General features: G+C 44.6%; 22 protein-coding genes. 5 read left to right on the top strand and 17 right to left on the bottom strand.

From position 1 onward, the window contains the following. Positions 1-18 precede the first annotated feature (18 nt). On the top strand, positions 19-699 hold the full coding sequence (modB, locus tag ZYMOP_RS06695) for a molybdate ABC transporter permease subunit (protein ID WP_013934576.1): 681 nt from the start codon (positions 19-21) through the stop codon (positions 697-699). A gap of 10 nt (positions 700-709) precedes the next feature. Further along, positions 710-1801, top strand: a complete 1092-nt coding sequence (gene modC / locus ZYMOP_RS06690) for a molybdenum ABC transporter ATP-binding protein (RefSeq protein WP_013934575.1) — start codon at positions 710-712, stop codon at positions 1799-1801. 24 nt (positions 1802-1825) lie between these two features. Here modC and ZYMOP_RS06685 read toward each other — a convergent pair whose 3' ends face one another. The 12 genes from ZYMOP_RS06685 to ZYMOP_RS06630 all read right to left on the bottom strand — a co-directional run bounded on the left by ZYMOP_RS06685 (position 1826) and on the right by ZYMOP_RS06630 (position 11542). Next, the gene (locus tag ZYMOP_RS06685) at positions 1826-2098 is read right to left on the bottom strand and encodes an RnfH family protein (RefSeq protein WP_013934574.1); all 273 of its coding nucleotides are present in this window, start codon (positions 2096-2098) and stop codon (positions 1826-1828) included. Between the two features lie 11 nt (positions 2099-2109). Then, positions 2110-2781 carry an electron transport complex subunit E gene (locus ZYMOP_RS06680; RefSeq protein ID WP_013934573.1) on the bottom strand — a complete coding sequence of 224 codons (672 nt, stop codon included), beginning with the start codon at positions 2779-2781 and terminating at the stop codon, positions 2110-2112. Continuing rightward, positions 2771-3481 (bottom strand): electron transport complex subunit RsxG, encoded by a 711-nt coding sequence (gene rsxG, locus ZYMOP_RS06675; protein ID WP_013934572.1) that lies wholly within the window; start codon positions 3479-3481, stop codon positions 2771-2773. Before rsxG ends, ZYMOP_RS06680 begins: the two co-directional genes overlap by 11 nt. Continuing rightward, complete coding sequence (locus ZYMOP_RS06670) at positions 3478-4554, bottom strand: RnfABCDGE type electron transport complex subunit D (RefSeq protein ID WP_013934571.1); 1077 nt, start codon at positions 4552-4554, stop codon at positions 3478-3480. Before ZYMOP_RS06670 ends, rsxG begins: the two co-directional genes overlap by 4 nt. After that, positions 4551-6017: an electron transport complex subunit RsxC gene (gene rsxC / locus ZYMOP_RS06665; RefSeq protein ID WP_013934570.1), complete on the bottom strand. Its 1467-nt coding sequence runs from the start codon at positions 6015-6017 to the stop codon at positions 4551-4553. The genes ZYMOP_RS06670 and rsxC overlap by 4 nt, the downstream gene beginning before the upstream one ends. 10 nt (positions 6018-6027) lie before the next feature. Continuing rightward, the gene (locus ZYMOP_RS06660; protein WP_013934569.1) at positions 6028-6693 is read right to left on the bottom strand and encodes an RnfABCDGE type electron transport complex subunit B; all 666 of its coding nucleotides are present in this window, start codon (positions 6691-6693) and stop codon (positions 6028-6030) included. A 37-nt stretch (positions 6694-6730) separates the two neighbouring features. After that, positions 6731-7312 carry an electron transport complex subunit RsxA gene (gene rsxA, locus ZYMOP_RS06655; RefSeq protein WP_013934568.1) on the bottom strand — a complete coding sequence of 194 codons (582 nt, stop codon included), beginning with the start codon at positions 7310-7312 and terminating at the stop codon, positions 6731-6733. Between the two features lie 107 nt (positions 7313-7419). Continuing rightward, entirely contained in the window at positions 7420-7932 is a 513-nt protein-coding gene (locus tag ZYMOP_RS06650) for a SoxR reducing system RseC family protein (protein ID WP_013934567.1), read from the bottom strand. Positions 7933-7938: 6 nt separating this feature from the next. Continuing rightward, entirely contained in the window at positions 7939-8985 is a 1047-nt protein-coding gene (locus ZYMOP_RS06645; protein ID WP_013934566.1) for an FAD:protein FMN transferase, read from the bottom strand. A 461-nt stretch (positions 8986-9446) separates the two neighbouring features. Then, positions 9447-10520, bottom strand: coding sequence for an oxidoreductase (locus ZYMOP_RS06640; RefSeq protein ID WP_013934565.1), 1074 nt, complete (start codon positions 10518-10520; stop codon positions 9447-9449). 248 nt (positions 10521-10768) lie between these two features. Beyond that, positions 10769-11074, bottom strand: a complete 306-nt coding sequence (locus ZYMOP_RS06635; protein WP_013934564.1) for a zinc ribbon domain-containing protein YjdM — start codon at positions 11072-11074, stop codon at positions 10769-10771. Positions 11075-11200: 126 nt separating this feature from the next. After that, entirely contained in the window at positions 11201-11542 is a 342-nt protein-coding gene (locus ZYMOP_RS06630; RefSeq protein WP_013934563.1) for a winged helix-turn-helix transcriptional regulator, read from the bottom strand. A 115-nt stretch (positions 11543-11657) separates the two neighbouring features. On the opposite strand from ZYMOP_RS06630, the gene ZYMOP_RS06625 reads away from it, so the two are divergent. Beyond that, on the top strand, positions 11658-12674 hold the full coding sequence (locus ZYMOP_RS06625; protein WP_013934562.1) for a zinc-binding alcohol dehydrogenase family protein: 1017 nt from the start codon (positions 11658-11660) through the stop codon (positions 12672-12674). 61 nt (positions 12675-12735) lie between these two features. On the opposite strand, the gene ZYMOP_RS06620 is transcribed toward ZYMOP_RS06625, so the two are convergent. Genes ZYMOP_RS06620 through ZYMOP_RS06610 form a run of 3 tightly spaced genes read right to left on the bottom strand, consistent with a single transcriptional unit; the run spans position 12736 to position 15574 of the window. Next, complete coding sequence (locus ZYMOP_RS06620; RefSeq protein WP_013934561.1) at positions 12736-13515, bottom strand: ABC transporter ATP-binding protein; 780 nt, start codon at positions 13513-13515, stop codon at positions 12736-12738. Then, on the bottom strand, positions 13512-14528 hold the full coding sequence (locus ZYMOP_RS06615; protein ID WP_013934560.1) for a FecCD family ABC transporter permease: 1017 nt from the start codon (positions 14526-14528) through the stop codon (positions 13512-13514). The genes ZYMOP_RS06620 and ZYMOP_RS06615 overlap by 4 nt, the downstream gene beginning before the upstream one ends. Continuing rightward, complete coding sequence (locus ZYMOP_RS06610) at positions 14525-15574, bottom strand: ABC transporter substrate-binding protein (RefSeq protein ID WP_013934559.1); 1050 nt, start codon at positions 15572-15574, stop codon at positions 14525-14527. The genes ZYMOP_RS06615 and ZYMOP_RS06610 overlap by 4 nt, the downstream gene beginning before the upstream one ends. Positions 15575-15946: 372 nt before the next feature. Here ZYMOP_RS06610 and ZYMOP_RS06605 point away from each other — a divergent pair, with 372 nt between their 5' ends. Both ZYMOP_RS06605 and ZYMOP_RS06600 read left to right on the top strand, forming a co-directional pair. Next, complete coding sequence (locus ZYMOP_RS06605; RefSeq protein WP_013934558.1) at positions 15947-16357, top strand: ArsC/Spx/MgsR family protein; 411 nt, start codon at positions 15947-15949, stop codon at positions 16355-16357. A gap of 327 nt (positions 16358-16684) precedes the next feature. Then, positions 16685-18376 carry an alginate export family protein gene (locus ZYMOP_RS06600; RefSeq protein ID WP_013934557.1) on the top strand — a complete coding sequence of 564 codons (1692 nt, stop codon included), beginning with the start codon at positions 16685-16687 and terminating at the stop codon, positions 18374-18376. Positions 18377-18478: 102 nt separating this feature from the next. On the opposite strand, the gene ZYMOP_RS06595 is transcribed toward ZYMOP_RS06600, so the two are convergent. Continuing rightward, a complete protein-coding gene (locus ZYMOP_RS06595; RefSeq protein ID WP_049778869.1) occupies positions 18479-18856 on the bottom strand; it encodes a DUF2023 family protein in 378 nt (125 codons plus the stop codon). Beyond that, complete coding sequence (fldA, locus tag ZYMOP_RS06590; RefSeq protein ID WP_013934555.1) at positions 18835-19317, bottom strand: flavodoxin FldA; 483 nt, start codon at positions 19315-19317, stop codon at positions 18835-18837. The genes ZYMOP_RS06595 and fldA overlap by 22 nt, the downstream gene beginning before the upstream one ends. Between the last annotated feature and the right edge of the window lie 1306 nt (positions 19318-20623).

Here is a 20623-nt window from a genome sequence, read left to right as displayed (position 1 = left end):
GAATAAAAAGAAAACAGGATGGAGACTTCCGATCTCTGGCCGACTATTCGGCTAACTCTTGAACTAGCCTTTTCTACAACCTTCATTTTATTATTATTCGGGACACCTCTTGCGTGGTGGTTAGCCCGAACAAAAAAATGGTGGCGCGAAATTATCAATACGCTTGTCGCTTTGCCTTTAGTTTTACCGCCTACGGTACTCGGTTTTTATTTACTACTGTTTTTAGGACCAAATGGGCCTGGAGGCTGGTTAGCGCAATTATGGGGAGCGCGTACCCTCGCCTTTTCTTTTAGTGGTCTTTTATTAGGATCTATTATCTATACGCTCCCTTTTGTTGTCCAGCCTGTTCGCAACGCCTTTGAAACCATTGGAACAGCCCCCATGGAAGCGGCGGCAACTTTACGCGCATCACCATTTAAAGCTTTTTTGACTGTAGCTATTCCCTTAGCTCGCCCAGGATTAATAACAGGTGCCGTTTTGGGCTTTGCGCATACTGTGGGAGAATTCGGTGTTATTTTAATGATCGGGGGCGATATTCCGGGTCAAACACAAGTATTATCGATAGCTATTTATGATGCCGTAGAAGCCTCCCATTGGCATGAAGCCAATATTCTGGCAGGTGGCATGGTCTTGTTCGCTTTTATCGTTATCCTCGCCGTTAATCTAATTGATCGCTATTTCGGTCATGCAATAAGATAAGAGATGCTTGGTGATTAACCCTATAACTGACAAAAAAATTGACGTTGCCTTTCGGGGAAAATTGGGCAGTTTCAATTTAGATGTCGCTTTTACGGTGTCAGCACGCGGAGTAACGGCACTTTCTGGTCCGTCTGGATGTGGTAAAACCACCCTGTTGAGGGCTATTGCAGGATTGCATCATTTTCAAGAAGGTTATTGTTCGGTTGATGGTGTTATATGGCAGGATAAAACCCATTTTTTACCGGTTTATCAACGTCCTATCGGATATGTTTTTCAGGATAGCCGATTATTCCCTAATCGTGATGTAATAGGCAATTTGCTCTATGCCACTGGAGGGCGGAGGCCTTCTTCTGGTTTGTTATTTGAAGAGGTTACTGAACTTTTAGGGCTGATTCCGTTATTAAAACGATCGGTACAAGCGCTCTCAGGGGGAGAAAAACAGCGTGTCGCTATTGGGCGAGCGTTACTTTCTCAACCGCGCTTATTATTGATGGATGAACCCCTCTCTGCATTGGATCAAGAAGCAAGAGAGAAAATCATGCCTTTTCTCGAACAGTTACGCGATCAACTGGCGCTACCTATTCTCTATGTCAGCCATGATCACCTTGAAATACGCCGTTTATCAGACCGGCAAATTTTTTTACATAAAGGGAAATTAGATACAAAAGCCGCACAACAAGAGGCTTATTCGGTGATAAAAGCCCACTGTATTGCCTATGATTCCGCCTATGGGATAGCCCTTTTTGAAGTGGCAGGTGGACAATTAAAAGTAGCTGTTCCTTCAATTGTGACAGGTAAGGCATACCGATTATGGATAGATGCAAAAGATATTAGCGTTGCGCCTGTTGGAACAGAAAGCGGTTCACTGCTCAATACCCCTAATGCCTATATTGTAGCCATAAACGCAGCCACTCTCCATAACAATCTTATCACTTTGCGTTTAGGAAAAGCAAACCACGAAGTATTATTCAAAGCCTATGTGTCAGACTTAGCAACCCAACAGCTCAATTTAAAACAAGGTCAGAAAATACAACTTAGAATAAATCATATTGAAATAACCGCTGTCTCAGGGTGTTATTCTTCAAAAATAAAAGCAACCTGAGACAAGCTGAAACAAAGAAGAGATTTATTCGGCAGAGGCTTTTTTTCGTCTAGGGACAGATTTAAGGTTGATAGTGACCTGACGATAGATTTCGATGCGCATACCTTCTTCAAGGGGGGCATCAAGTTTTATAGCCTTACCAAAGACGCCGACCTTTTGGGTATTAAGGTCAATATCGGGGGAACGGGCCAAGATACCGGAAGCCTCGATACCTTCTTTGACGGTAGCGCCGTCTTTGACCTCACATTCCAGCCAGAGCTGGCGTTCGGGTTTGGCATAGACAACAGATATTTTCATGGTTTTTACCTTTAAACCCCATGGGCACCGGACATGGCAATTTCTTTACCTTGAGCCACGTCGATCATTCTTTTACCGACCAAGACTAACCCTGTGATAAGGAAGCCCCCCGGAGGAAGAACCATCATCAAGATGTGGCAATCAGAAGGCAAGACATGCCATTCAAGGAAACTGAAGCTTGGTCCCAGCAATAAGGCGGCATTAGAAAACAAGGTACCCGATCCTATTATTTCCCGCACACCGCCGATGACGGTCAGCGCCAGCGTAAAACCCAGTCCGGCAAAAAGACCATCGACCAAAGAAGCTATTGGGGGTTTTTTACCCGCAAAGGCTTCCAAATGGGCCAGCGGCAAACAGTTGGACACGATCAAGGGAATAAACAGGCCAAGCACCTTATACATCGGATGCATATAGGCGTTCATCACCATATCGACCAAGGTCACCATCGCAGCGACGATCAGAATATAAACCGGCACGCGCACTTCATACGTGATGTTATGCCGAAATAAAGAGACCAGAATATTAGATGCGGCCATAACAACAGCGGTCGCAAGCCCCATACCTAAAGCATTAGTGGCACTGGTAGTCACCGCCATCGTGGGACAAAGCCCGAGCAACATGCTTAGGATACCATTGTTATCCCAAAGCCCGTCTTTGGCAATGCGGAGATAATCATTTGACATCAGGATTCTCCAACAGACGATTTTTATTAGTCGCAAAGAACTGCAAACCCCGGTGGATCGCCGCTACCACACCGCGAGGTGTAATGGTAGCGCCCGAGAACTGGTCAAATTGACCTCCGTCCTTTTTGACCTTCCATTTTTCAGCAGGCGGATTGCTGCTAGAAAGACCGGTAAAGCGAAGAATCCAATCGGATTTCGTGGCTTCGATTTTATCGCCAAGACCCGGGGTTTCTTTGTGGGCAAGGGTTCTGACACCCAAAATCTTACCCTGATCATCCACCCCCATCATCAGCCGGATTTCACCACTATAGCCACTGCCTAAAATCTCATAGGCAACGCCTGTCACATGCCCCTCTTTTAGAGCGCGGAATACTTCAACATCCCGACCGTCAGCATCCTTAACGTGGATCGGGTTGGCCGAAATATCATTGTCATGAATGGAGTCAGGAATAACCTGCGACAAAGAGGCCTGCTGATCTTCAACGCCCCGCTCGGCAATCGTCTTGACCGTCAGATGATAGGTAAGCGCCAACAACGCCCCAAAACCTAAACAGAAAACTGCTAAAACAAAGCCATGAATGAAAAAGGGTTTTTCCTTTTCGGCTTTATCATCGGCATGCATCGCTTCATCAGCCCGAAACAAGGCATCTTGTTCAACGGCCTCTTTACGCTCTTCAGCTTCGTCCTTTTGTTCGGTCATTTAGCATCCCCAAAAGCCACCGGCTGTCCTTGGCGCGTACGACCGAACACGCGTGGGCGGCAATAATGATCTATGATCGGCGTGGTCGCATTCATCAACAACACGGCAAAAGCGACCCCTTCCGGGTAACCGGCAAAGCTGCGGATAACCCAGGTCAAAAACCCGACCCCGAAACCAAAAACCAGCTGTCCCTTTTTGGAAACGGGCGATGTCACATAATCGGTCGCAATAAAGAAAGCGCCCAGCATCGAGGCCCCGGATAACAACTCAATCACGCCTGAAGCGAAACGGTTCGGATTGATCGAAGAAAATATCCATCCCAGACCAAAAAGCGTGACCAACATCGCCACCGGAATATGCCACGTGATAATCCGGCGCCATAACAGAAATAAGCCCCCTAAAAGAATGAACAATGCCGAGGTTTCCCCCATTGAACCCGGCTTGATGCCCAAGATCATGTCTTTTAAACTAGGAAGACTTTTTACTGTGCTCGTTACTGGGATACCGCGCGTTAATTCGGTTTTGATATGCCCCAAGGCCGAGGCTGCACTTAAGGAATCAAGGTTACCCTCACAGCCTAAAGTAATCCGCAAACCAGTCAGAAAGTCAGGGGCATGCGCTGTAAACAAAGGATGCGGCGCTGCAAACTGGGTCATCTGCACCGGAAAGGAAATCAACAGCGCCACACGGGCTACCATCGCCGGATTAAACAAATTCTGACCCAAGCCGCCAAAAATCTGCTTGGCTAAGGCCATTGCAAAAACAGCCCCTAATAAGGCAATCCACCAAGGCGCCCAAGGCGGCAAACTTAATGCAATAAGCCAACCGCTTAAAATCGCTGACCCATCACAAAGCGCTGGCATAACCGGACGATGCCCCAGCTTTAAACACAGCGCTTCCACTAAAAGGCAAAAAGCAATCGTTAATACAAACAAAAATAATGCAGGCCAGCCAAATAACCAAATATCGAATAAGGTGGCTGGTAGAAGAGCCAACATAACCAAAAGCATGGTACGCTGAACACTGTTATCAGCATGGGTAAATGGCCCACTGATGGCTATACTGGCACTCATTGAACCGCCTTCTCTTCCTTAGTAGCTGCCGCTTTCGCTGCTTTGGCGCGGGCTGCTGCTTGCTTTCGCTGTTCGGCAACTGCGGCTAATCGCGCTTCTTTGGCTTCTGCCAAAGCTTTGATACGGCTTATTTTTCTTTCTTCACTGCGCTTGTTCCAAATCTCGCCTTTGGCATAATTAAAATATTGCACCAAAGGCAGATGAGACGGACAAACATAAGAGCAAGAACCACAGGAGAAACAATCCATCACCTGAAGCTTTTCTGTCTCTTCCAGCTTGTCGCGTCGAATCAGACTGGCCATCTCGACCGGACTGAGACCACAAGGGCAAACATCCACACAACGACCACAACGTAGACAGGCAGCGGCCGGACGATGGTCCATTTCCTGAGGCGTCAAGGCTAAAATACCAGCCGTCCCCTTGATCACGGGCACATCAATATTAGGTAAACCTACCCCCATTAACGGCCCACCGGTTACCACCTGCTCCGCTTTGTTATTCATCCCATCACAATAATCGATCAAGGCGCGAACCGGTGTGCCAAGCGCCACTTCCAAGGTTTTAGGATCGTTTATCCCACCCCCTGAAACCGTCACCGTGCGCGTGATCAGCGGCTCACCATAATGGGCCGCACGCCAAACAGCCCGCGCTGTCCCAACGTTATGTACCAACACCCCAACATCGGCGATACGCGTGCGTGCTGAAATCTCTAAACCCGTTAAGGCCTGAACCAAATGACGCGCCGAACCCACCGGATATTGTGCCGGTAAATCCGCAATCTCGACATTGTCATAAGCCAAAGCCGCTTTCTTCATGATCGCAATCGCTTCAGGCTTATTGCGCTCAATCCCGATGATAACTTTGGGGGCACCCACTGAATGGGCTATCAGGCGGCCACCTGAAATAACCTCATCCGCATGTTCCTGCATGATCCGATCATCACCCGTCAAATAGGGTTCACATTCGGCGCCGTTTAACACGACCATCTTGATCGGTTTACGACTGCTTTGTTCAAGCTTCACCGCAGCGGGAAAGGCCGCTCCCCCTAAACCCACAATGCCCGCCCAAGCCACACGATCCCGAATAACACCCGGATCAATCGAAAAAGGATCTGAAAAAGCCTCTGGTAAGGACGCCCATTCATCCTTCCCATCGGATTCCAACACAATCGTCTGACCCGCTAATCCCGAAGGATGCGGAGCCGTCATCTCTTGAATCGCTCGGATAATCCCTGAGGTCGGCGCATGGACTGGCGCTGAAATCCGACCTGCCCCTTCTGCCAATAATTGGCCTTTCCCCACATGATCACCAACATTCACTATCGGCTCGGCTGGGGCCCCTGAATGCTGACGCAAGGGTAGAAAGTAAAAAGGAACAACCGGTAACACTTCCATCTTTTTGCCGGTGGTCGCTTGTTTCCGGTAGCTGGGATGAATTCCACCGCGGACTGAAAATAACTTCATGTCTTTTCCCCTAGCCTGCCGCTTCTTCTTTGGCCGCTTCTTGTTCCAGATGCGCCTTATAGGCCTCACCCTGTGGACCATCCGCTTCTGCTGTTATCCTTTGTGCCAATTCCTTGGTTGAAAAGGCCTGATTTTCCATCGCATCTTGAATAGCCAGATTCGGCTTGTCCCAATGCCAATTGTCGAGCGTGATCGCAACAGGCACCATTTCAATAGCCCCCGTCGGACAGGCCGCTTCACATTTACCACAACCATGGCAAACATCACCCACCACCGTATGTATCTGACGCGCCGCACCAATAATCGCATCACTGGAACAATCGCGGATACACGCTGTGCATCCTATGCACAGCTCTTCATGCACCACAGCTGTCTTTGGCCCTGTATCCTCGCTATCCGATAAATCCAGACTGACGCCCAACGCTTTCGCCAGGGCTTCCGCTACATTACGGCCTCCCGGCGTGCAGGCTGTCAAAGGCGCTCCATCATGCGCCATCGCCGCGGCATATTGGGCACAACCCACATAACCGCACTGGCCACATTGCGACCCCGGCAATAATGCCTGCAACTCACCATCTATCGGATCTTCTTCTACCCGTAACAGATTCGACGACAGGCCCAACATCAGACCCAGCAACAACCCCATCACACTCAGGCTTATAATGGCAATCAACATAGCGACAGTCCCTTTCCCCTAAGCTTACTCTCTTGGCTTAATGCACCGACATCCCTGAAAATCCCATGAAAGCCAGCGCCAGCAAGCTGGCTGTGATAAAACCAACGGGTGGCCCTTCAAACAAACGGGGCGTTACCGCTAACGCCAATCTTTCTCGCAACCCTGCAAACAACACCATCACCAAACTGTATCCCACTGACGAGGCAAAGGCGAAAATCGTACTGTCTACAAAACCATACCGCTGCTCTACTAAAAGCAACGTTATACCCAACACCGCACAGTTCGTTGTGATCAATGGCAAATAAATACCCAGCAAACGAAACAACGTCGGTGAAAATTTACGAAAAAATGACTCTGTCAGCTGCACCGCCGACGCGATGATCAGAATAAAGGTCACCGTGCGAAGATACCCAAGACCAAAGGGGGCTAGTAACCAATGTTCCAATGCCCAACTTGCCATCGCAGAGGTCGTGATCACAAAGGTGCACGCTGCACCCATCCCTACCGCCGTATCTACACGCGTCGTCACGCCCATGAAGGAACAAAGTCCTAAAAAACGCGTTAATATCACATTGTTTACAAGGCAGGCGCTCACTACCAACAGTAGTATATCCGTCACTTAACCTTCCTTCCCTCGGAGGTAATGCAGATTGTTGTTTGATGATAATCAAAAAAATAACCGGCTGAAAAGCAGCACGGTCTATTTTTCATAGATAATCGGAAGATTTATTCGTCCGGTTGATCAGCTACCCGCCGGACGAAATGAGGCTTACTGTGATGGGTGCCTGCGAAATAGCGATTACCAAGAGAAACACAGAAAAAGCCGCAGACCAGACCTAAAAGACTGGCTAAAGCAGCGCCTCCATCCCCTGCACCGAAACTGTATTTTGCCACTAGTGCAAAAATAAACAGCGTCAGTAAAGGAACACCATACGAAAAAAGCGCAGTTTTAACCAAGGTTGCAGCAGGGACAGCAACAATAATTTGCTCCCCCATTTGAAAATGCTGATCATTGGGAAGAGAAAAACGACGCATTTCAGAAGGCGACTGCTTTGTCAGTGCTGAAACACAGGTAACTGAATGATTACAACCGGCGCAACCGCTCGGTAAATCCGGTTCAAACCATGCGACATCCCCTTCAAGAGCAACCACATGAGCGCAGCTTTCGAGATCATTTGCTGGCTGCTCGGGAAGGTGATCAGGTAAAGAAACCGGAAGTACTGAAAAATCGCCGGACATAGAAATTTAAGCCTCCACGATTTGGCTTACCCCGTTTGGCGTAACAAAAATCGCTTTGTTGCCACCACCGGCGACCAACAAATCGCGACGTTTTGCAGGCGGTACTAACAGCATAGCCGTTGACAAACTGTCACCAATGGTAGCCGTTGGCGCGATAACAGAAACACCAAACATTGCAGGGACAGTCAAACCCGTCTTTGGATTGATGATATGGGTAAATTTACCTGCATCATCGAATAAGGTACCATAGCCACCAGAGGTCGCCACACATTTATCACGGACATTCACTTCCGTAATTGCTTGTGAAGGATCGGCAGGATTAGCAATCCCGACATGCCAAGGCTTGCCATCAGGACGGGAATTCAAAGCACGCGGTTCGCCCATATCGACTAACATGGAATCAAAGCCATGCTGACGAAGAATATGGGATACCCGATCGGTAATATACCCTTGTCCGATGCTATTTAAAGTAATAGCCATATTGGGACGATTGAAGGCTACGCGCCCTTTATTGACATCGATATCAATATGCTGCCAACCAATATGGGTCATTGCCTGCTGAATAGCCTGCTGTGAAGGGCCCGCGGGGTTAGCATTTTCCTGCATAAAGTGATTAAAATAAACCGACCATAAAGGTTGAATGGTAGGATCGAATATACCATCGGTAAGCTTGGAAACTGTCAGCGCTTTGGTTAACAATTCGGTGAAAGCCGCCGGAGCATTTTCAATATGGCCTGTGCTATTCAAACGGCTGATAACCGAGTCAGCCCGATAAACGCTAAAGATCGCTTCCATGCGTTCCAATTCAGCGAGTGCCGCATCAATAGCGCGCTGAGCGAAGGCTTCATCTTTATGATAAAGCTTGATCGTCGAAGAAGCGCCTAAGGTTGTCCCATGCCAAACGATTTCACGTAAATCACCCTGCGCACCTAACCGGAAAAGCAGAGGTACCCCAGCAGCACCCGCTGCCACAGCGGCTAAGGCAATGGCACGACGACGTGTAACCGGACGGAATAAGGGGGCCGAAACAGATAAATTATCAGCTGCGTTCATAATCCAACATCCATAATAGTTCAAAGACTCAATAACCTGAATGGCATACAGCGACAAGCGTCAGGCGTTACTTTTTAATAAAATAAAGGGGCTAACAACGATAAATCACAACATTTTAGATATAAAAATATAATTTTATATTTAAAAATAATCAAATTTATATCTTCTAATATGCCAACAAATATGATTTCTATCATAAAACAGTCTTATTTTTAAGCGCTGAATTTTAGTATTCCACTATAAAATAATATAATTTTAATTATTAAAAATAATATTTTAAATCACAAGATAAAATCTGATCAGAAGTCGCTCTGTGGAATATCGATCGTCAATATCAGATTGAGGGTTATCCCAAAAATCATAAATAATTTTATACTGAATGAATATATTATGATAGAATCAAAAGGCCAATATTCCCCCTCTGGAATATTGGCCTTAATCTGTAAAAATATAATTAAATTTTAATGCGAAAAAGCCTTACGTTCATCCTCTGTCAGGTCGAGTTTTACTCGCTGTCCCAAGGCATCTGAATGAATAGCCGCTTCAATGACCGCCATGACAGCAATAGCCTCAGCGGGGGTTACCGGATTAGGAGCAGATCCTGTTAAAGCCTCATAAATAGCTTGATAATAACCACGTTGATCGCCAGCAGGCACCGGCCAATGGGTAGTATTGCCTTCGCCATCCCAAAAATGAATATCGTCTGGATCTTCGCCCCACCCTGCGGCTCCGGGTTTCATACCAGCGCGTAATTGCGCTTCTTGTTGGTCTGGTAATCTTTTAATCAAACTGCCTTTATCGCCGTGCAGAGTAAAACGTGCAGTCCCCCCTGCTGCCAGCATACTACCTTGAAGAATAATGCGCTTTTCACCATAGGCCAAGATCACATGTACCCAATCGGTGATCTTAGCTCCCTGACGCTGGGTAGCGAAACTGGCCTGAACGCTATCGGGTAAACCAAATAGCTGCAAAGCTTGATCCACCATATGGGGCGCTAAATCATACCAAAGGCCGCCGCCCGGAATGGCCTCCTCGCGCCATCTTTCGCGCACCGCAGGCCGATACCGGTCAAAATGGGATTCAAATTGTGAAATTTGGCCGACACGTTGCGCTTCAATCGCCTGTTTAATACCTAAAAAATCACTGTCCCAGCGCCGGTTCTGAAAAACAGATAATAATCTTTCTTTTTGTGATGCTATTTTTGCCAAAATTCTTGCTTCGGCAAGAGTCAGCGTAAAAGGTTTATCAACAACCACATGTTTACCTAATGACAGCGCCTCTTTAGCGAGAGGCATATGGGTATCATTTGGCGTAGCTAGAACAATGAGATCAATATCCGAATTATGGAATAGATCTTCAGCTTTGGTATAGACCGTTACATCTGGCCAATCTTTTTTGACCTTTTCGGGATGTCCTGAAACAACAGCGGCCAGTTCTAAACCTTTAATAGAAGCGATTAAAGGTGCATGAAAAGTTTGGCCTACATAGCCATAACCAACCAGGCCTGTTTTTATAATTTTCTTATGATCTACCATACGGCACCCTCTCTATCGTCTATATTATTATAATTTTACGATGCGTATTTCTAAAAATGTAGAAAATTCAGGCGCATTATGCAGCCTTAACAGAAGTAAAAGAATCCTTATAAAATATAAGGAAATTATAGCTTATAGCGCTAAATTATAGGTTAGGATTTAAATTTATCCACTCATCGCTTCTGAAAAAAATTATTCACAAGCGAGAGCAGATTTTTCAGGATTAGCGTTAGAAGTCGCTTTAACCCTTAACGCTTCTTCACAAATTCCGTACGCAGCACGAGACCCTTAATATCCGACGTACGGCAGTCAATTTCTTCAGGATCATCAGTAAGACGTATATTCTTAATAACCGTTCCTCTTTTCAAGGTTTGGCCTGCCCCTTTTACCTTCAAATCCTTAATTAAGATAACACTGTCGCCATTCACAAGGATAGTGCCGTTACTGTCTTTAACGATAGGCTGATTTTCGTCTAACGGATCAACCGTTTCTGCCTCGGTATCCGTATTCCAGTCATCAGACATAAATTTCTGTTTTTTAGGCTTTTTTGCCACCTTTTATCCTCTCATTGTAGTGATATGTTTATCTATAGCCGATCCTTTAGAACTCTGCTGAAAAAATTCTTTAAAAACGAAAGATCACTATAAAAGACGCGAACCTATCGAATAGAAATAGCTCATTTACTGGCTGCTATTCAGATATTTATCACCCCATATTTTAAGCGCCATAATAACAGGTTCGAGGCTACGTCCGCGCTTCGATAGACTGTATTCTACTTTTGGCGGCACTACAGGATAAACAGTACGGATAACTAAGGCGTGTTTTTCTAATTCCCGTAACTGTTTAGTCAGCATACGCTGTGTGATGTCCGGGAATCGCCGCCGTAATTCATTAAAGCGTAATGTCTTTTCGAAAAGATGATAGAGAATAACACCTTTCCATTTGCCATCAATTAAATTGAGAGTGCCCTCTACTGGGCAACCTGCATTACAATCAAAACTGTTATGTCGAATACGCGGCATATTTGCTTACCTTTTTACAGTATCTTTTAGGGCACTATAGGCCCTTTATGTGCGTTCTTGTTTTCTATGACCATAATGCAGAAATTAACATCTCATTTGCAAAAGGAGACAAACCATGCGTGCTGTTGGTTATCAAAAACCGTTACCCATCACAGACCCTGCTGCATTGATAGATATTGATATTCCTAAACCCAAACCTGAAGGCCGTGATTTATTGATTGCGATCAAGGCTGTTTCAGTCAATCCGGTCGATACGAAAGTAAGACAAAAAATGCCCCTTAAAGCAGGGGAAAAATGGAAAATTTTAGGATGGGATGCAGCCGGTGTCGTGGTAGAGACCGGCCCAGACGCCCAATTATTTAAGGTGGGTGATGAAGTTTTCTATGCAGGCGCTTTTGATCGCCCCGGTAGCAATGCCGAGTTTCAACTTGTTGACGAACAGCTTGTAGGAAAGAAACCCAAAAGCCTCAATTGGGCTGAATCTGCCGCTTTACCCCTGACCACTATCACGGCTTGGGAAGTATTATTCGACCGACTTAATATCAATCAGCCTGTAGCAGGCATTAAATCGGCTATTTTAATTATTGGAGGTGGCGGCGGCGTCAGTTCGATCGCCATTCAATTAGCGCGCCAGTTAAGCGATGCCATAGTTATTGCAACAGCGTCACGGCCTGAAACCCGGGAGTGGGTTACGGCCATGGGGGCTCATTATGTTATTGATCATAGCAAAGCTTTATCTACTGAAATAAAAGCCCTTAATAAGGGGGCTCCGCCCTTCGTTTTCTCAACAACCCATACAGCCGAACATTTCGAGGAATGCGCTAAATTAATGGCCCCTCAAGGACGCTTTGCCTTGATTGATGAGCCAGGAAGCGTCAATATTGACGTTTTTCAAACAAAATCTTTATCTATTCATTTCGAATTTATGTTTACCCGTTTGCTGTTCAAAACAGCAGATCTACCCGAACAGCCTCGTATTTTAAGTAAACTGAGCAAACTCGTGGATAAAGATAAAATTCATACGACTCTTACTGAAAATTTTGGGGTAATTAACGCAGATAATCTCAAGCGTGCGCATCAGTTCATTGAGAGTGGTCGCGCAAAAGGTAAGGTAGTTTTAGAAGGTTTTTAAAAATAATAAGCCTTAATATTAATATTTAAGGCGGGGTAAAGATGCAATGCCGCCGCCTTTTTTATAATTTAAAATAGGTGCTATTTTCGATACCCGGCGCCCATTTTCGAAAGAGCGCCTCATCAATATGATAGAGTGCTTTTATAGCTTCATTAGTCAGCACCTGATGTGCAGGTCCATCAGCTAATATTCGTCCCGATTCCAATAAAATAGCCCGTGAGAATATTTGGCGAGCGTGTAAGGGATCATGAGTAGTTACCAATATGGTATAGCCTTCGCTAGTAAGCCGCTGCAATAAAGCCGCTAAACGGAGCTGCTGCCCGAAATCAAGACCGGTTTCAGGCTCATCGAGAATGAGCATCCGTGCCCCTTGTGCTAAAGCCCGCGCTATCAGCACACTTTGCCGTTCACCGCCGGAAAGTTCTGTATAAGGACGTAAAGCGAGGTGGCCAATAGAAAGATACTCTAATGCCTGATGAGCGACGGTTTTATCTTGTTGGTTTACGGCTTGTCCAAAAGAGGCATAGGGCAATCGTCCCATACAAACGATTTCTTCAACCGTATAAGGGAATACAGGCACATGACCTTGCGGAACATAGGCAATCAGCTGAGCCATTTGCCGCCGGCCAAGCTCTGTTAAAAGTTGTCCTTCAAGACGTGTTTCGCCTTTATCTGGCTTTAAAAGCCCCAGTACCAGCCGCAATAGAGTTGATTTTCCAGCACCATTTGTGCCGAGCAAGGCAACCAATTCCCCTTTGCAAAGCGAAAAGGTTATATCATCCAGAATAAGGCGAGCACCCCGATGATAAACAAGATGCTTAGTGGTTAAAACAGCCGTCATGCCTGTACCTGTTTAGATAATGCCAAAACACCTAAAAACAGCATACAGCCTACCAGATCGGTTATAATACCTACCGGAATTTCTTCAGCCGACAAGGTTCTGGCCAGATCATCAGAAAGCAAAAGAAACATGGCCCCAATAATAGCGCTGAGAAAAATAAGTCTTCGATTGGAAGGGCCACCCAACAAACGGGCGATATGAGGCACAACTAATCCTACCCAGCCGATCATTCCAGCCATGGAAACGGTTAAAGCCGCTAGAACAGTGGCCGCACCGATCACTGCGTAGCGAATAAATTCGACATGCACACCAAGCGTATGGGCTTCATCATCGCCCATAGATAATGCATCTAATATTCGTCCGCTTAAAGTCAGTCCAAAGATTCCTCCCATAACAGGAAAAGCAGTCATAAGAAGCTGACCTGAACTTATTTGCGTCAAACTACCTAATAACCAAAAGACAATATCTGGTAACTGACTTTCGGGATCAGCAATATATTTTAGAATGGATAATAAGGCTGTAAACAAGGCCGCACTGACAAGACCGCCAAAAATCAACATTAAAATAGAGCCCGCTCCAACCATACGCTGGACCAGAATAGAAATAACGACGGCACTAATACCGCCCAGAAAAGAACAGAGTTGAATACCGAAAGGATCAAGACCAGCAACAATCGAGAGCGCAGCGCCAAAACCAGATCCTGCCAAAACACCCAGTAATCCGGGAGAAACCAAAGGGTTACGAAAAACGGCCTGATAAGCGGCGCCCGAGGTAGAAAGCGCAGCCCCTACACAAAGCGCGGCCAAGATACGAGGCAAGCGTGAATCTAAAATGACGGAATGGATAGCCTGGCTTCGAGACGTGATTTCACTATCCTGAAAAGACCATATAAAATGCCACAATTCGAGAATAGAAATAGAAAAACGGCCAATACAAAGAGAAAAAACACCTAAGATAAGACAAAGGATAATACAGACAAATATAAGGCCATTTCCTGCTCGGAATTTAGTCATTTTATATTTCCTGCGGGCGGCAGGGCTGCAAGGATAGCATCCGTTTCTTTTGGGGACACAGAATAATGCATAAAATTACGATAGAATTCGGCGGTTTTGATACGAATATCAATATCCGAAAATAAATCAGGGTGAAGTAGCTTTGCTGTCCATTGCAATTGAAGCGGATATTCTAGCCCGTAGCGATCCCATGCAAAGGCACCTGATGGATTACGAAAAACCTTTTTATCACGTACAGCCCGCAGATTTTTCCAGACGGCTTCATCTATATTATTATGCCTTGCCGAAGCGCCTAAAATGATAATATCGGGGTCCCATTGTGCCAACTGTTCAGGAGAAACAACCTTTTTATTACCCGTCACCCCAACAGCCGCGTTTCGCCCCCCTGCAACAGTTATCCATTCGTCGATAATAGTGTGATCCCCGTCTACTTGGAGCGGTGCAAGCGAGAGAATATGAAGCACACGCGGACGCGCTGACAAAGACAAAAGATCAGTTTTGGCACGAATGGCGGTAACCACTTGGGTTACTTCTTTATTATATCGATCGGCTGCCTGATGAGCTGTATCGGTATGAACAACATCTGCGATTAAATTAATAGCGCGTCCAAACGAATGCGTATTAGTAAATCCGGCCTCAAGGGTTGGGATACCGATACGGTTAACCGCTGCCGTAGCCGGTGAATCAGATGCCGTAAAAGCAACATCGACAGCAGCTGCCTGTAACGTTTCAGCATTAGGGACTGGCCCGTTTATTTGGATAGCTTTATTAAGTTCCGGTGCCATATGGAAAAGCCATGGCATTGTTTGGGAACGGCCAACCGTAACAACAACCTTATCACTGGCGCCTAGCATCACCATGACTTCATCAATCGGAAACCATAAATCGGCAAAGCGTTTAGGATGAACCGGTACGGTCACGATATGTCCCCCGGTATCCGTCAATTTCCGGCCGATCTTCCCTGATTTTTGGGTTCTCATAAAGCTAAAAACAAGGAGGATAAAAATGATAACAATAGCTACCAGACCGAAAATCTTACTTTTCAATTTAATTCTCCGACAGGAAGAATCTCTATATCGAAGGATATAGAATGATACAATAACCCTTTTTTATAGAAATAAAAAACAACATTATAATTTAAAAAACAATAATATTATTAAACATTCAAGCAAACTATAGGTTAAGCTTCCTCTTTATTCGTCATAGCCTTAAGGTTTTAATAGATCATAGAAGAAGATTTTAGCGGCTTTATTCTATTGCTTGGAAAGGTCATGTCTATGCCCGAAAGGCGGGTCTCTCTCTGATTTTAGGTTCTCAGAGTGATCATAAAAAATATCTTATTTTATCAAAAATAATTTTTTATGATAGGAAAGATCATTTTTTGATAAAAAAGAATCGTTTTATTTTCGGAGTTTTTTATGGCTGTAGTCAATTTTTTTGGAAAGCCTACTTGCCGTGGTAATCGTCGTCAGCGGGAAATTCTTGAATCTTCCGGTCATACGATATTATTTCATAATATTTTAGAACAACCATGGACCGAAAAAACTTTAGCACCTTTTTTAGGGATGCTGCCCCCTAAAGAATGGTTTAATCGTGCGGCTGTACGGGTAAAAAGTGGAGAAGTTATACCAGACGAGTTGACCGCTTCTCAAGCCATGCACCTTATTTTAGAAGACCATGCCTTATTGCGGCGCCCTCTACTGGAATCTGAAGATATTCGTCAGGTGGGATGGAATCCAGAAGCCGTTGATAAATGGTTAGGGCTCAGGCCTGATCAAGATCATGGTAGCGAAGCCTGTGCTCATCCTAAGCATAAAAATATAGCCTGATTTTATGAATACAAAATTATTATATGGGACAAACTTTTTTCCTGAATAGCAAACCCTTGAAAAACACCTGATTTTTGAACGATATTATCGTCCATTTATATTATCTTTATCGTGTATAATAATTCCTTTATAGGCACCCGTAAAAATTATTCTTATTTTTTATAGCCATAAGAGAAATAGCCCTTCTCTCATAGGTTATGGGGGTAATTTTTGTTCAACATCGGTACCTATACTTTAAGATATACGCTTTTCCGATCATCATATCGGAATTTCTATTTCTCATTTCCTACCTTATTGTGGGCTTTATGGGCTACGGTTATAACACCCATGCATGCTTTTGGGGCTAAACCGATAAAGATAGCGAAAAATTATGTATCCTTTGTTGATCCTGCGATTGATGACAGAGATACAAAAAAACAGATTCAAGGCAGTCTCAATAATAATATAAATTCGCCTGACGATGCCAAAGTACTTAAAGTACAAGCACCGTTATCCCATCTACCTGAAGTTCAATTTTATCCCCATGCGAATCCGGTTGGGCAACCTTATAATATACCTCAGGCGGTAAATCGTAAGTCAGGCCATCAATATGACTGGGGCGTTTTTAATCGGGGAAATGGTGAAGCGGCAGGTTTTGGCCCGGTTGGTCGATATGGTGTCGCGCCTTGGGCCGAGGATTGGAGCGATCTTCGGAATAAAAAGCAATCTTCTGATCCTTTTGATTATTTGAAATATAGGCCCCTCAATCATAGCGGCTCTATTTGGATCAGTTTTTCCGGTGAAACCCGCTTTCGGAACTGGTTTGAAAGCAAACCGCAACTTGGTTTTCAAAAAATTTCTAATTCGGGCCGATTTACTATTCGCAATCTCTATGGTGCGGATCTCCATGTAGGTGACCATCTACGATTTTTTGCCCAGTTGATAAATGCCGATGCCTCTGGTTGGAATACGTATGGTTATGACTCTACATATCGAAAAAATTTAGATCTACAGCAGGCCTTTGCCGAAATACGAGGCAATGTATTAGGTGCCAAGGCTGGTTTTATAGTGGGACGACAACAGTTTCTCGATGCCCCCTCTTATATGCTCTATAACCGTGAAACTCCTAACGTTCCTTTGTCATGGAATGGTTTTCGGGGCTATGCATTTTGGTCACGGATACGGGTCGATGGCTGGTATTTTGTTGGAACTAACATCAATAAAGATGGAATATTTCAGGATGCAATGGACTATGCCACTCGCCTTTATGGTTTTAATACAACATGGGCACCACCGGACTTTTCTTTTCTAGGGCAGAAAGGCGTTTCTTTTCTGGATGCCTTTTATATCGGTTACCAATTAACAGGAAAATCGAGTGCTATTGCTGCACCGAAAGGCTCAAGCCAAGGGACATCGACGCGTAATAATTTTGGTATTCGTTGGCATGGCACAGCCGGCCCGATTGAATTCTCAGTAGGTGCTATTTGGCAAGGCGGTGTTTTTCACTATGCTGAGACTAATCAAACCCGCAATATTAGCGCCTATGCTATCAACTCAATTGTGGGGTACCGCTTTCCTAAAAATCCACTTCACATTTTTGCGGGTATACAGACCGATATTTATTCTGGCGGCAATGCATCTCGTACCTCAGGCACCATTGGAACCTATACAACCCCGTTTAATCCACAGACAAACTATCTTGATACAACAACTTATATTGCGCCATCTAATTTAATTAGTGTCGCGCCGTTAGTACGACTGACACCTTTAAAATCCGTCAGTCTTCAATTAAAAGTACCTTTATTTTGGCGCAATAATACTAATGACCCTATTTACCGTTCCTCGGGAATTTATAGTTTTGCAGGCCATTTTGACGGTAAATTCGTAGGAACAGCACCGCAGGCAGCTTTAGTATGGCAAATTAATCCACATTTTTCATGGACACAATATATATCAAGATTTGTGACATCCCGTGCTTTAACTGAAGCAGGCGCATCAAGTGGTACTTATTATCAGTCCAACTTCGTCTTTCGTTTCTAACGATGACAAGATATAGAATGTTGAGATAAAAAATAACAACGCTGGAAGCTAATTAGAAAATTATACGGTTTTGTGCTTCCTGCGTTGTTAAATTTTCGATATTTAGAGACTATTGACCGAGATTTCTCTGTTGTCTCTCGATTTATTAAGATAGCGAAGGCATTGCTGTTCACGATCGTATCCTAGCAAAGTGCCCAGCATAAAATCCTGCTCAGGAGTCAGTTCATAGAGAGGGCGTGTGACGATCGTGCGAATTGTCTGAATATAAGCATCACGCCCGAAAAATACATTTACCTTAGTCACGCTAACTTTTTGTATGTGAAAGGGTATGGATTCCCGTTCCAGACTTTTCTGTACAGCCATAGCTTCATGCGGTGTCATAGTAAGCATGAAAAGATGGCGAACACCCTTATGATACTCATAAAGATATTGGCCTAAATAGGCGATCATGGGCGGTCTCATGAAAGCTGAGGAAGCCATGCGGCAATCCGGTCATCAGTTTCAGAAGATTGGTTATCTTCATCGAGTGCTAAACCAACAAACTGCCCATCCCTTAAGGCAGCAGAATGCGTAAAACTATAGCCTTCCGTTTTCGTAAAACCTATAACCTTGGCGCCTTTACCCACCACAATGTCATAGAGTATACCGATAGCATCGACAAAGGAATCGGGATAGATTTCCTGATCACCTGTGCCGAACAGAGCTACTTTTTTATCCTTTAGTTCTGCCTCTTCTAAGGCATTAAGATGATCTTCCCAATCTGCCTGTAAGTCACCGTCACCATAAGTAGGACAGCCCAAGATCAATAGCGAGCAGTCTTCAAAGTCAGAGGATTGTGCCTTGGTAATATTAACAGTTCGAGCATCAATCTGGCTAGCAATCCGTGAAGCAATCTTCTTTGTGCAACCACTATCAGATCCGAAAACAATCGTTACGCTCATAGTACGACTTTCTCCACATTGAGTAAGATTGGTAGCGTCCTGCTTACCTTGAACCCTATCAATACCTAATTTTAATTGATAATCAATATCAATTAAAATTAGCCGTTACTATTTTGCGATTTAATTTAAAAAGAAATCACAATTTTCAGATAATTTAGGGCTATTATTAAGAAATGCGGAGCAGGTAATTATCATGATTGAGATCAATCTGAAGTCATTCAAAATCAGATAATTAGGTATCCGGTCTTTAGGCTCTTAATTTTGGAAACAAACCAGAGGCAGTTATAGGACAAAACGCTGCTATTTTTCACCATAAGCCAATATAATAGAAGACATTTTGTGAAATGTTTCAAAGAGCTTTTCGCTGTTGCGGATGAGCCTTCGGAATTATATTGACTATACGAAGATTCGCTCGACAAGCTGTCCCCATGATAAGCAACAGAAAGCTTCTTTTACTTGTACGGTACCAGATCAGCGCCGTGTTCTGCTATGTCTGAAACTATTTTCTATCTGCGGCAACCCTGATCGACAGACTCGAGCTCAACTGAATAGCCGGTTACTTCCAGATTGGCTTTCTAAAAAAACAGTTTCAGTTTTCCCCTGTTTTGTAGCTAGAATGGTATTCCGAGTCAGAAGATCGCCCAATGTGTCATAGACAATATGAATCTTCTATTCTTTTTGCCGTTTTACACTGCCATATCTTGTCCGTGAACCCCTTTACGGTATAGTTCGACATAGATAGTCCTGTCCTGATTCCGAAATTTTGTTACGCTATCCGGCCAGAACGGAACGCAGATTATACACTCGAATCTCGAAAGACCAGAAGCGATCTACCGCTGCGTCTTCTGATAATGCATGTCGCAGGTCATTAGACATCCACCACTATGCCCTTTTTTATTATCCGTTAAAAATTTCTTGCGGAGCATGACGGTACTGACTGGACGATTCAGGGCAGAACATCAGATACAGGACGACGAACAGCCCACTCTTCACTAAAAATGTCCGATTAATATGCTCTACGGTCCATTCAAGAACAACAGCAGCTATCCAGAATATACAAGGTCCATAGCCCTTCTTACGCTGTTCCGTCCTTTTTGTGATTGCAAAAAGCCAGTAAAAATTTTCTTATCGCCTGATCCTAAATGTTTAAGATCATAAACAGGTTATAATGCCCTAAATTTCAAGGGGTAGGAGAAGCAGGATATACATGAAGCGGTACAAGGTAGGGTAAAGTGGTATTCGATGATGTACGTAGATTCCATCGTTGGACCGAGCATAATGTAAGGGACACGCTGTTAGCTAGACG

Source organism: Zymomonas mobilis subsp. pomaceae ATCC 29192, from assembly GCF_000218875.1.
GTDB classification, from domain to species: Bacteria; Pseudomonadota; Alphaproteobacteria; order Sphingomonadales; family Sphingomonadaceae; genus Zymomonas; species Zymomonas pomaceae.
This window is presented reverse-complemented; position numbering and strand designations above follow the sequence as displayed.